Source organism: Actinoplanes sp. NBRC 103695 (genome assembly GCF_030269485.1).
GTDB lineage: Bacteria > Actinomycetota > Actinomycetes > Mycobacteriales > Micromonosporaceae > Actinoplanes.
Window position 1 is genome coordinate 77,746 of the sequence record NZ_BSTL01000005.1, and the last position, 12,400, is coordinate 90,145.

Genomic DNA, 12,400 nt, shown 5'->3' on the forward strand with positions numbered 1-12,400 from the left:
CCAGTTGCTGTGGCGCAACGTCGATGCGTCATTTCTGCGCCTTTCTCGCCGTGTCCCATGACCATTCCGTCCGATGGAGTGAATACCTGACTACGCGGCGACGGAGGTGGCAGTTGCTCAAAGCATTGACGGAGGATCGACATGGCGGGGCTACCGCAGCAGGACCTGCGCGGGAACTCGCGGCGGAACACACCCCGGGTCGGCCGGCCTGGCACTGCCGGGAGTGTGGTCTCGAGTGGCCGTGCGTCGATGCGAGAGTCGCTCTGGGCTCAGAGTTCATCACGCACCGGACGGCGGTGCTGGTTTATCTGAGCGGCTGTCAGGCCGATGCGTCAGCCGACCTTTCACCTTCTGGGTTGCCGCCGGACCTCTACGACAGATTCATCGGATGGGTAGCGACCAGGCCGGAGCCTGTGGGAACAGTGTTGAGACAAGGAGTCACTTGGCGATGATGCGAGACGAGCTGCTGCAGCAGATTGCCGCCCTTCCCGCGGATGCGGACATCGGGATTCAACTCGGCGAGGAACATCTCGACATTGCGGACGTCATCCCGTGGGGCGGGGGCGGCTTCGGAGCCTTGCGCTGTCATTCCGTTGATCTCCGCGATGTGCTGTTCGAGTGGGGGCTGCCGATCGCCGGCGAACAGCGGCCTCGGTGAGGATCGAGGACTGTGGGGGCGCCTGTTGGGGGCGTGGGCACGCGGCGTCCCGCGATCTGTCAGGCTTTGAGGCATGGAATACGTGATCGTTGCGGTGATCTTGCTGGTGGTGCTCGTCGTCGGCGCCGTGGGGCTGGTCGTGCCCCGGATGCGCCGCAAGCAGGTGCCCCCGCCGCCGCAGGCGCCGACGATCACGGAGCCCGGCGAGGAGCCGCCGCTGATCGGGGCGCCGCCGGTGGAGACGGCGCCCGTCGAGGTGGCCGAACCGGAGGCGCCGGTCGTCGAGACGCCGGAGCCGACCGCCGGCCGGCTGGTGCGGCTGCGGGCCCGGCTGAGCCGGTCGCAGAACGCGTTCGGGCGCGGGCTGCTGGCCGTGCTGTCCCGGGACCACCTGGACGAGGACGCCTGGGAGGAGATCGAGGACAGCCTGATCACCGCGGACGTCGGCGTCGAGGCCACCCAGGCGCTGGTGGAACGGCTGCGGGAGCGGGTCCGGGTGCTCGGCACCCGTACGGTCGGCGAGGTCCGCGCCCAGCTCGCCGAGGAGCTCACCGCCGCCCTGGAGCCGGACCTGGACCGGAGTCTGCGCACCACCCCGCACGACGGCCGGCCGGCCGTCGTGCTCGTGGTCGGGGTCAACGGCGCCGGCAAGACCACCACCTGCGGCAAGATCGGCCGGGTGCTGATCGCCGACGGCCGGACCGTGCTGTTCGGCGCGGCGGACACCTTCCGCGCCGCCGCCAGCGAGCAGCTCGCCACCTGGGGCGAGCGGGTCGGCGCCGAGACGGTCCGCGGGCCGGAGGGCGGCGACCCGGCGAGCGTGGCCTTCGACGCGGTCAAGCGGGGCATCGACACCGGTGTGGACACGGTGCTGATCGACACCGCGGGGCGGCTGCAGAACAAGGTCGGCCTGATGGACGAGCTCGGCAAGGTCAAGCGGGTCGTGGAGAAGCACGGGCCGGTCGACGAGACGCTGCTCATCCTGGACGCGACCACCGGGCAGAACGGGCTGGAGCAGGCCCGGGTCTTCACCGAGGTGGTGGACGTCACCGGAGTGGTCCTGACGAAGCTGGACGGTACGGCCAAGGGCGGCATCGTCATCGCCGTGCAGCGCAAACTGGGCATCCCGGTCAAGCTGATCGGTCTCGGCGAGGGTCCGGACGACCTGGCGCCGTTCGAGCCGGCAGCGTTCGTCGAGGCTCTTCTTGGTACCGACGGGTAGTCTCGAATCTTCAGGTGCGCATGCTGAACATGGCGGGAGGACGTGGGTGACGCAGGAGCCCGTGCGTGAGATCCCACTCCACGGTGGGAACGTCAGCACGGTGTCAAAGGCGGGCGACACCGTCCGCCGCAACGCCGGTCCGTGGACCCCGGCCGTGCACTCCCTGCTCAACCACCTGCAGCGGGTCGGCTTCACCGGTTCGCCGCACGCCCTCGGCATGGACGACCGCGGCCGCGAGGTGTTGTCGTACCTCGACGGCGAGTGCGGCGAATACCCTCTCGCCCCGCACTGGGTCACCGACGAGGCGCTGGTCACCGTGGCGACCATGCTGCGGATGTTCCACGACGCGCAGTACGGCTTCCAGCCGCCGCCGGGGTCGGTGTGGCGCTCGTTCGGGCCCCCACCACCGGATGCCGAGGTGGTCTGCCACCACGACGCCGCGCCGCACAATGTGGTCTGGCGGCCGGACGGCACGCTCGCGCTGATCGACTTCGACCTGGCGTCGCCGGGCGCGCGGATCTACGACGTGGCGTACGCGGCGTGGACCTGGGTGCCGCTGTTCACCGACCGGGACTCGTACACGCTGGGCTGGAAGCGGCCCAACCGGCCGCACCGGCTGCGGCTCTTCGCGGACGCGTACGGTCTGATCCCGCGCGACCGGCACCGCCTGGTCCGCACCATCCGGAAGCGGATCGTGGACCACGTCGAGGGCATCCGGCGGATGGCGGCGGCCGGCGACCCGGCTTTCGTCCGCATCGTGCACAAGGGCCACCTGCGCCGGCCGATGCGCGATCTGCGTCTGCTGGATTACGAGCGACACACCCTGGAGTACGCGCTTCGTTAACGCGCGGCCGGGCGGATTATGCCAGTAACGTGGCATTTGCCGCACTGCCTGTGAGGGTTTCTTCACACGTCGGAAACAACCCGTCACGTGTCGGAAATCGCAGGTTGACGCTGCTCGAAACAGCCGACCGGAAGGCTTCCGCCGAACCGGCACACAGGGCGATGTCGCCAGGTGGGCCGTGCGGGAGGACACCTATCCGAGAGGAGGCAGCGTGGAGGTCAACACCGGTAATACCGCATGGTTGCTCCTGTCGTCTGCGCTCGTTTTGCTCATGACACCTGGTTTGGCGCTGTTCTACGGTGGCCTCAACCGGTCCAAGGGCACGCTCAACATGATGATTATGAGCTTCTCGTCCATCGGGCTCATCAGTGTGCTGTGGGTTCTTTACGGCTTCACCCTCGCCTTCGGGTCCAACGACTCCGAGGGCGCCAACAACATCATCGGCAGCTTCAGCCAGTACTTCGGCACCGGCACCAGCTGGATCGGCGACGAGTGGATGCTCGGCGACACCGGCACCGGCATTCCGACGTACGCGTTCATGGTCTTCCAGATGATGTTCGCCATCATCACGGTCGCCCTGATCAGCGGCTCGCTCTCCGACCGCCTCAAGTTCGGTGGCTGGATCCTGTTCGCGCTCGGCTGGTTCACCCTGGTCTACGTCCCGGTCGCGCACTGGGTCTGGGGTGGCGGCTGGATCGGCGCCAAGCTCGGCGCGCTCGACTTCGCCGGTGGCACCGCGGTGCACATCAACGCCGGTGCGGCGGCTCTCGGCGTCGCGCTGGTGCTGGGTAAGCGGATCGGCTGGCCACGGGAGAACATGCGGCCGCACAACGTGCCGTTCGTCGCCCTGGGCGCCGGCCTGCTGTGGTTCGGCTGGTTCGGCTTCAACGCCGGCTCCGAGCTGACCGTCGACAGCATCACCGCCGTCGCCTTCGTGAACACCCAGGTCGCCACGGCCGCCGCTCTGCTCGGCTGGATCGTCGTGGAGTGGCTGCGGGACGGCAAGCCGACCCTGGTCGGCGCGTCCTCCGGCGCGGTCGCCGGCCTGGTCGCCATCACCCCGGCGTGTGGCTTCATCGCCCCGCTGCCGGCCGCCCTGCTGGGCCTCATCGCCGGCGTCGTCTGCGCGCTGGCCGTGGGCCTGAAGTACAAGCTCGGCTACGACGACTCGCTCGACGTGGTCGGCGTGCACTTCGTCGGCGGATGGATCGGCTCGCTGGGCATCGGCTTCTTCGCCACCACCCAGGTCAACGCCCTGGCCGCGAACGAGAGCCTGTTCTACGGCGGCGGTGTCACGCAGCTGTGGAAGCAGTTCGTCGGCAGCCTCGCGGTGACCGTCTACTCCTTCGCGGTCGCGGCGATCATCGCCCTGGTCCTCAAGGCCATCAAGGTCTTCCGGGTCAGCGAGGAGGCCGAGATCGGCGGCATCGACATCGCCGACCACGGCGAGACCGGGTACGACTTCACCCCCTCCGGCGGTTCCGGTGGCGGCGGCGCGTTCGCCATGGCCGGACTCAAGAAGGGCGAGGCGATCGACGCTGACGGCAAGGCCGATGTCAGCCAGAAGGTTGCCGGTTAACTTCTCTTATGGCGACGGAGGGATTGAGCATGAAGCTGGTGACCGCGGTCATCAAGCCGTACCAGCTCGACGCGGTGAAAGAGGCTCTGCACGCGTTGGGCGTCGCCGGCCTCACCGTGAGCGAGGTTCAGGGGTACGGCCGTCAGAAGGGCCACACCGAGGTGTACCGGGGCGCCGAGTACACGGTGGAGTTCCTGCCGAAGATCAAGGTCGAGGTGCTGACCGACGAGATCGACGTCGACAAGGTGGTGGACGCGGTGGTGACCGCCGCCAAGACCGGCAAGATCGGTGACGGGAAGGTCTGGGTCACGGGCGTCGAAGACGTGATCCGGGTCCGTACCGGCGAACGCGGCCTCGACGCGCTCTGATTGTTTTGGGTGACAACATCGGCGCCGCCGCTCGCGATCAGCGGGCGGCGGCGCTCGACACCTGGCTGCAGGACCTCTTCCCCAGCCACCTGCCGGGGGTCAGCCTGCTCGCCGTGGGCGGCCTCGGCCGGCGCGACTGCGCGCCGTTCAGCGACCTGGACCTGGTGCTGCTGCACGACGGGCAGGCCGGGATAGACCGGATCGCCTCCGGGCTGTGGTACCCGATCTGGGATGCCAAGCTCGGCCTCGACCACTCGGTCCGCACCCTGCCCGAGGCGCTCTCCGTCGCGCACGACGACGTGAAGGTGGCGCTGGGCCTGCTCGACGCCCGGCACATCGCCGGCGACACCCGACTGTCCGCCGAACTGATCGGCGCCGCCGGCGACCAGTGGCGGCGTACCGCCGTCCGCCTGATGTCCCAGCTCAAGGACCTCACTCAGGCGCGCTGGGCGCAGCACGGCGAACTCGCCTTCCTGCTCGAGGGTGACCTCAAGGAGGCGGCCGGCGGCCTGCGCGACGTGACCATCCTGCGCGGCATCGGCCGGGCCGGGGTCGCCGACACGATGCGACCGGCCGTCCGGGCCGCCAACCTGCGCCTGCTGGACACCCGGGACGCGCTGCACATCGCGGTCGGGCGGCGGGTGGATCGGCTGGTCGCGCAGGAACGCGCGTCGGTCGCCGAGCTTCTCGACCTGGACGACGGCGACACCCTGCTGCGGCGGGTCGCGGGGGACGCCCGGACCGTCGCGTACGCGCTGGAGGACGCCTGGCGAGCCGCCGACCGGTTGCGGAGCGGACGCCGCCGGGGCATGCCGCCGGGTGTGCCGAACCGCCGCCCGGTCGCCCGCGACGTGGTCGAGCAGGACGGTGAGCTGGTGCTCGCGCGTACCGCGATCGGCCCTGTCCCGGACCCCAGCCTCTCCCTGCGGGTGGCCGCCGCGGCAGCCACCGTGCGCCTGCCGATCGCCCGCGCGACCAGCGAATGGCTCTCCGCCTTCAGCCCGCCGCTGCCGACTCCGTGGCCGCCGTCCGCCCTGGCCGCACTGGTCTCGCTGCTCGGTTCCGGCGCCGGTCTGCTGCCCGCCTGGGAGACCTGCGACCGGTACGGCCTGATCGACGCGTGGCTGCCCGAGTGGGCCCGGATGCGCAGCCTCCCGCAGCACCACCCGGTGCACCGTTTCACCCTGGACCGGCACCTGGTCCAGGCCGCGTACGAGGCGACCGCCTACACGCGCGAGGTGGACCGGCCCGACCTGCTGCTGATCGGCGCCTTCCTGCACGACGTCGGCAAGGGCCTGGAGGGTGACCACAGTGTCGTCGGCGCGCCGATCGCCGGCGCCATCGCCGCCCGCATCGGCCTGCCGCCCGCCGACGTGGCCACCATCGAGAAACTGGTCCGGCTGCACCTGCTCCTGCCGGACGTGGCGACCCGCCGCGACCTCTCCGACCCGGTGACCATCTCCGCGGTCGCCAAGGCGGTCGGCGACGTCACCACCCTGGACCTGCTGCACGCGCTGGCCCGCGCCGACTCGCACGCCACCGGCCCGGCTGCCTGGTCGGACTGGAAGGGCCGGCTGATCGCCGAGCTGGTGGGCAAGGTGCACACCGCGATGGACACCGGCGTGCTGCCCGCCCCGCCGCAACCCGACCCGGAACTGCTGACCGGCGACCTGCCGGCCGTGCACCTGGACGGCGACCGGGTGGCGGTGGCCGCCGCCGACCGCCGTGGCCTGCTCGCCGCGGTGACCGCCTGCCTGACCATGCATCGACTGGACGTGCTGGGCGCCGACGCGTCCAGTGTGGACGGCCGCGCCATCGTCGAGTTCCTCACCCAGCCCCGGTTCGGTTCGCCGTACGACCCGGTGGCGCTCGCCGCCGACCTGCGCCGGGTGGCCGCCGGCGACGTGTCGGTGACCCAGCGGGTCCGCGCCCGCGCGATGAGCGCCCGCGGCAACGCGGCCTCGCCCCGGGTGGTGTGGCACCGCGAGATCGCCACCGACGCCACGGTGCTGGAGCTGCGCGCGGCCGACTCGCCGGGCCTGCTCTACCGGGTGGCGACGGCCCTCGACGACACCGGCGCCGAAATGCGCGCCGCCCGCATCTCCACCCTGGGCGGCGACGTGGTGGACGCGTTCTACCTGGTCGGCGACTGGTCCGACGAGGCCGCCCGGGAACGCGTGGGCGCCGCCGTGCTGGACGCCGTGTAACTTTCTCCACCCGTCGGCGTTGGGCAGGTGTGCAGGCGGCCGAGGTGCTCGACGACCACGTCGCGGCGATCGGTGCGTCGCTGCGGCTCGCGGTGAGCGCCACCGCCGTGCGTACCGGCTCGGTGGACGCCCGGCATCTGCTCGTCCGGGCCGCCCTCGGGTCCGGCGCCGGCCTCGACGACCTGCTCGCGGCGGCTCGCTGCAAGGATCGCCGCTGGCTGCGCGCGCAGCGGCCGCAGCGGGCCATGCTCGCCGCCCTCGCCCAGACGATCGCGTTGCAGGACCGGCTGCCGTCCGATCGGGCCGACGCGCTGGCCCTCTACACGCTGGTCGGGGCGGAGGCCCTCTCCGCCGCGCATCAGGGACTGCACGCCCAGCTCACCCTGGCCTGGGCCGGGCCCGCGGCGGTGCCGGGGCTGCTGGCGTCCTACCGGAGGATGCGGCCCGACGTACGCGCGGCGCTCGAGGCGGACCTGCGGAACCCGTTCGTGGCCGAGCGGCCGGTCGAGCCGTGGCTGGCCGCGTTCCAGGCTCTGCTGCCGGAACCGGGGCCGACACTGACGAGCAGCACCACGCTGTCGCCCTTCGACCGTCTGGGCGCACCGCCGACCCCATCTGTGGACGGGTCGCGGCGGATCACCGTGGTGGTCACCGCCTACCGTCCGGGCGACGGGCTGATCACCGCCGTACGCTCGATCCTCGCCCAGACCTGGCGCGACGTCGACGTGGTCATCGTGGACGACGGGTCACCCCGGGAACACGACGCGGTGCTGCGGCGGGCGGCGGCGATGGGCGACCGGGTCCGGCTGATCCGGCAGCCGTCCAACGCGGGCACCTACGCCGCCCGTAACGCCGGGCTGGCGGCGGCGGGCGGCGAGTTCGTCACGTTCCAGGACTCCGACGACTGGTCCCACCCGCGCCGCCTGGAACGGCAGATCGCGCCGCTGATCGCCGACGACGACCGGGTGGCGAGCACCTCGGACGGGCTGTCGGTGACCGACGACCTGCTGCTCACCCGGGCCGGCGTGCGCACCGGACGGTTCAACCCGTCGTCGATGATGCTCCGGCGGGTGGCCGTGGTCGAGCGGATCGGCTGGTTCGACCGGCTGCGGAAGGCGGCGGACTCGGAGTACCTGGGACGGATCGAGGCGGCGTTCGGTGCGAGCGCGGTGCACCACGTCGCCGAGCCGCTGGCGCTGATCCGGCTGTCCGCGAACTCGTTGTCCCGCGCGGAGATCCGGCCGCACTGGATGCATCCGGCGCGGGCCGCATACCGGTCGGCGTACCAGCGGTGGCACGAGGCGATCGCGGCCGGGGCGGCGAACCCGCACCGGCCGGCGGACGGGCGCGACCGGCCGTTCGCGGCGCCGGCCCACCTGGCCGGGGCGTGCAACGAGACCTCGTACGACGTCGTGCTGGCCGGGGACTGGCGGTACGCGACCGGCCCGGTCCGCTCGGCCGTCGACGAGATCCGGGCGTTGGTGGCGGCCGGGATGCGGGTCGGGATCGTGCAGCTGGACGCGTTCCGGGCCGCGCACCGGCGCCGCCAGCCGCTGTGCGGGGCGATCCAGGACCTGGTCAACTCCGGCCTCGCCGACCACGCGCACCTCACCGACCCCTGCACGGCCGAGCTGTTGCTGGTCCGGCAGGCGGCGGTGCTGCAGTTCGCCGCGGACGAGCCGGCCATGCTGCGGGCCGGGCGGGTGCTGGTGGTGGCCGATCGCGCGCCGGCCGGCCACTACGACACCAGGACCTGCACAGCACGCGTACGCCAGGTGTTCGACTTGACGGCCGTGTGGTGGCCGCGCGATCCCGGCGTACGCGAAGCCCTGCGCTCCGCCGATCCCGACCTGCCGATCGCCGAGCGGGACCTGCCCGCCGTCGTGGACGCCACCGGCTGGGTCGCCACCCGCGCGGGCGCCACCGCGGAGCTGCCGATCGCCGGGGCGGACCTGTGCGACACCGAGGCGGGCGGCCCGCTCGGCGCCCTGGCGGGACTGTCCGGTGTGGACGTACGGCTGCGCCTCGCCGACGAGCCCTCCGACGCGACTGCTCCGGGCGTACCCCACTCGTGGTTGGTCTTTCCGGCCGGCGCCGTCGCACCCAGGGCCTTCCTGCACCAGCTCGACTTCTACCTGCACGTGCCGGACCCGGCGGCGGCCGGAACGTTCTCCCGCCCCGCCCTGGAAGCCGCGGCCGCCGGGTGCGTCGTGGTGCTCCCCGAACGGTCGGCCGCGCTGTACGGCGACGCGGCCGTCTACGCCGAGCCGGACGCCGTGCCCGACCTGATTCACCGATATGCCGCCGACCGTGCCCTGTTCGCCGAGCAGAGCCGGCGGGCGCGCGAGGTGGTCGCCAAGGCGCACCGGCCGGAGCAGTTCGCCGAGGCGGTAGAGCTCACCGTGGGAGGAATCCGATGAAGGACCTGGCCCGACGCGTCGCGCGGCGGTTGCTCCGGCTCGAGCCGCACACACTTCTGATCGCCGCCGCGCTCCTCGCCGGGGCCGCTGCCGTCGCCGGACCCCCGTTCCTCGTCGCCGTCCTGGTGACGGCCGCGCTCGTCGTCGCGATCCGGGTGCACCGGCGGATGCTCGCACTGCACGAGGCGCAGCAAGCGTCGATCGGCGAGGTGCGGCAGATCCTGGAACAGGTGCAGCGCCGGGTGATCGCCACCGTCGAGAAGGAACGCCTCGAGGCCGGCGACCGCCACCTGGAACTCACCGACGCGATCGCCCGCGCCGACCGCCTCACCCCCGACGACGCCGAAACTCTGCTGCGCGCCCAGAACCGTGAGACCGACGCGTTGATCCAGCTCTCCCGCACGATCGCGCCGCGCGCCCCGATGCCCGCCGCCGAGCCGAGCCCCTCCTGCGTCCTCGGCCTGCTGCACCTGATGCGCAGCCGCAGACCCGGTCTGACGGTCGCGCTGGGCGCGGGTCCGGCCACGATCTGGCTCGGGTACGCGGCGGAGCAGGCCGGCCGCCTCGTCGTGGTGGAACACGACGCCGCCCGAGCCGACCGCCTCCGCGCCGACCTGCGAGCCCACGACCTGACCGGCGTCGAGGTGCTGCGGGCGCCGCTGGCCGAGCTGACCCTCGACGGCCGCGCCGCCGACTGGTACGACGTGGAGGCCCTGACCACCCTGACCGACATCGGCCTGCTCCTGGTCGACGGGCCCGCCACCGAGCCGCTGCCGCCCGCCTTGCACGTCCTGGGCCGCCGTCTCACCGCCGACGGCCTGGTCGTGGCGGCGTCCCGCCCCGGCGTCCCGCGGCAGGGCAGCATCGACGGTTTCCGCGCCGAGCACCCGCCGGCCGGCCGCTGGACGGTCCTCGCGCGCGTCACCACACCGGCGAGAACCTAGCGGTCCGGCACCCCGTCGCCGATCATCTCGGTGGCCCAGCGGTGCAGGTCGGCGGCGCCCGAGCGGACCACGCCGCCCCGGCTGACCGCGTCGCACGGTCCGAGGTGCAGGCTCACGACGACGGTCTCCAGGGTGTACCTCAGGTGCAGGTCGGTGGTGGGGCCGGCGCAGGTCCGGCCGGGCGGCAACGCGTTCAACCGGCGCACCAGCTCGGCCGACTCCTCGTCGTCGAGCGTGCGCACCGGCACCAGGCCGCCGGCCGGATCACAGAGCTGCACCTGGTCGTAGCGTCGATCCGGCACCAGCGGACTTCCGCCGTCCGATGTGGGTGGCGACGGGAGCGAGCATCGAGCCCGGACCGCGACCACCTCCGGCATGCTGCCGCGCGGCCGGAACCCGGCGATCGCCACCACACCGCCCAGCACGGCCACGATGGCAGCGGCGAGGATCAGGCGGCCCTTCATACCGACGTATTGTGCGGCACGATCCGCGCGGCCGGTGGCCTCGCTGTCACGCGAGCAGCGCCTCGAGTTCCGGGAGCCGGCCGTACATGTCGGGCAGGCCGCGCAGTCCGTTGCGCACCGACTCGTGCGACAGCGCGAGGCCGGGGCCGGTGCCCGCCTCGGCTCCGGCGAGGCACCGGAGGATGTTCCACCTGGTGAACCCCAGCCAGCCGCCGACCATGAACACGAACCAGCTCGGACCCGACGGCGGCAACGCCCCGCCGCCGGCGATGTAACCGTCGAGGACCGAGCGGAAGACCGCGGGCTCGATGTCGTCGAAGCCGCGACCCTTGGCGAGGCTCAGCGCGGTCGAGCCGAGCTCACCGGCCAGGTCGAGCATCCCGGAGAGCTCCCAGTCGAGCACCACCGGCCGGCCGTCGCGGGCGAGCAGGTTCCACGGCTGGATGTCCCGGTGGGTCAGCACGACAGGGCCCGGCCGTTCGCAGGTGTCGACGAAGTGGGCGATCGCGAGGAACGTCCCGGCATGCGAGGCGAGTTCGCCGGCCCACGGCTGTCCGGTCGCCACCGCCCGCTCGGCGAGCTCGGGCCAGTCCCGGGACGCCGGTTCCTCGACCGGCGCGTGGGTCCATTCGACGTCGAGCGCGTGGATACGCGCGAGGATCTCCCCGATCTCGAACGCGTACGCCGCCGGCACCGGCTCCTCGGGAACCGTCTCCCCGTCGACCCACCGGTGGACGAGCGTGTGGTCGTCGGCCGAGATCGGCTCCGGCATCGGGATGCCTGCCGCGAAGGCCGCCCGCTCGAACCGGAACACGTCCTCGACGTGGTAGGCCCAGCGGCGGTCGGCGGAGTTCATCTCCTTGACCGCGAACGAACCCTGGTCGGTGTCGAGCCGGTACATCCGGTTGGCGTACCCGCCGTGGACGCGGTTCATCGGCCCGATCGGCGCGCCGAGATGGGAAAGGTCCGCGGTCACCCCACGAACCTAGGGTTCGCCCTGCGGCACAGACAAACGCGCCCTCACCGCGGGGGACGGCGAGGGCGCGCTCGTGGGGCGTTACCCCACGTCGGGCCCGCGGGGGCGGTCCCGGAACTCGCTCGGCCCGGTGCAGAGCCGAAGTTGTGGAGCGAACGGTCAGCGGGTGCCGAAGTCCTGGGTGTAGTAAGGCGTGCCGTTGGCCGAGTAGTAGGCGCCGACGCCGACGGCCTTCGCCTTGCAGTTGGCGATGTTGGCGCGGTGACCCGGGCTCTTCATCCACGCCGCGACAACCTGACCGCCACTGCGGTAGCCGTAGGCCACGTTCTCGGCCAGGGCGCCCACGTAGCCGGCGCGGGAGGCGCGGACGGCGAACGTCGACCTGCTCGAGCCGGTGTGGCTCATCGTGTTGGTGCGAGCCTGGAAGGCGCTGTGGCCGCGGGCGGCGTAGGCCAGCTTGGCGTCGACGCGCAGCCGGGCGCAGCCGAGCTTGACGCGCTGCACGTTGGTGGCGGCGACGATGTCGTTCTGCAGCTGCGCGACCGTCGGCGCGGCGGCCTGTGCCGGGCTCGCCACCGCGACGACGCCGATCAGGGCAGCGGGGACGAGGGCGATCAGGGCCAGGCGGCGGACGATCGAGCGCATGTGAGCTGCCTTTCGGAGTACGGCGCCTGGCTTGCGTTCGCCAGGTTCGCCATCTCCGTTCGGCCCGCCGCGG

At 72.2% G+C, this 12,400-nt stretch carries 11 protein-coding genes; 8 read left to right on the forward strand and 3 right to left on the reverse strand.

What is annotated here, in order from left to right:
- The first annotated feature begins 448 nt into the window (after positions 1 to 448).
- From QSK31_RS09260 to QSK31_RS09295, 8 genes are all read left to right on the forward strand, one after another.
- Complete coding sequence (locus QSK31_RS09260) at positions 449 to 658, forward strand: hypothetical protein (protein WP_285682821.1); 210 nt, start codon at positions 449 to 451, stop codon at positions 656 to 658.
- A gap of 73 nt (positions 659 to 731) precedes the next feature.
- Complete coding sequence (ftsY, locus tag QSK31_RS09265) at positions 732 to 1,880, forward strand: signal recognition particle-docking protein FtsY (protein ID WP_285682823.1); 1,149 nt, start codon at positions 732 to 734, stop codon at positions 1,878 to 1,880.
- A gap of 46 nt (positions 1,881 to 1,926) precedes the next feature.
- A complete protein-coding gene (locus QSK31_RS09270; RefSeq protein ID WP_285682825.1) occupies positions 1,927 to 2,724 on the forward strand; it encodes a phosphotransferase in 798 nt (265 codons plus the stop codon).
- Positions 2,725 to 2,935: 211 nt separating this feature from the next.
- Positions 2,936 to 4,303: an ammonium transporter gene (locus QSK31_RS09275; protein WP_285682827.1), complete on the forward strand. Its 1,368-nt coding sequence runs from the start codon at positions 2,936 to 2,938 to the stop codon at positions 4,301 to 4,303.
- Positions 4,304 to 4,332: 29 nt separating this feature from the next.
- Positions 4,333 to 4,671 (forward strand): P-II family nitrogen regulator, encoded by a 339-nt coding sequence (locus QSK31_RS09280; protein WP_285682829.1) that lies wholly within the window; start codon positions 4,333 to 4,335, stop codon positions 4,669 to 4,671.
- A complete protein-coding gene (locus QSK31_RS09285; RefSeq protein ID WP_352244402.1) occupies positions 4,668 to 6,878 on the forward strand; it encodes a [protein-PII] uridylyltransferase in 2,211 nt (736 codons plus the stop codon). The genes QSK31_RS09280 and QSK31_RS09285 overlap by 4 nt, the downstream gene beginning before the upstream one ends.
- A 29-nt stretch (positions 6,879 to 6,907) precedes the next feature.
- Positions 6,908 to 9,298: a glycosyltransferase gene (locus QSK31_RS09290; RefSeq protein WP_285682832.1), complete on the forward strand. Its 2,391-nt coding sequence runs from the start codon at positions 6,908 to 6,910 to the stop codon at positions 9,296 to 9,298.
- Positions 9,295 to 10,242: a class I SAM-dependent methyltransferase gene (locus tag QSK31_RS09295; protein WP_285682834.1), complete on the forward strand. Its 948-nt coding sequence runs from the start codon at positions 9,295 to 9,297 to the stop codon at positions 10,240 to 10,242. Before QSK31_RS09290 ends, QSK31_RS09295 begins: the two co-directional genes overlap by 4 nt.
- Here QSK31_RS09295 and QSK31_RS09300 read toward each other — a convergent pair.
- From QSK31_RS09300 to QSK31_RS09310, 3 genes are all read right to left on the reverse strand, one after another.
- Positions 10,239 to 10,706, reverse strand: coding sequence for a hypothetical protein (locus QSK31_RS09300; RefSeq protein WP_285682835.1), 468 nt, complete (start codon positions 10,704 to 10,706; stop codon positions 10,239 to 10,241). The genes QSK31_RS09295 and QSK31_RS09300 overlap by 4 nt on opposite strands.
- A 46-nt stretch (positions 10,707 to 10,752) precedes the next feature.
- Positions 10,753 to 11,682 carry a phosphotransferase family protein gene (locus tag QSK31_RS09305; RefSeq protein ID WP_285682836.1) on the reverse strand — a complete coding sequence of 310 codons (930 nt, stop codon included), beginning with the start codon at positions 11,680 to 11,682 and terminating at the stop codon, positions 10,753 to 10,755.
- A 159-nt stretch (positions 11,683 to 11,841) separates the two neighbouring features.
- A complete protein-coding gene (locus tag QSK31_RS09310; RefSeq protein ID WP_285682837.1) occupies positions 11,842 to 12,327 on the reverse strand; it encodes a CAP domain-containing protein in 486 nt (161 codons plus the stop codon).
- Positions 12,328 to 12,400 lie beyond the last annotated feature (73 nt).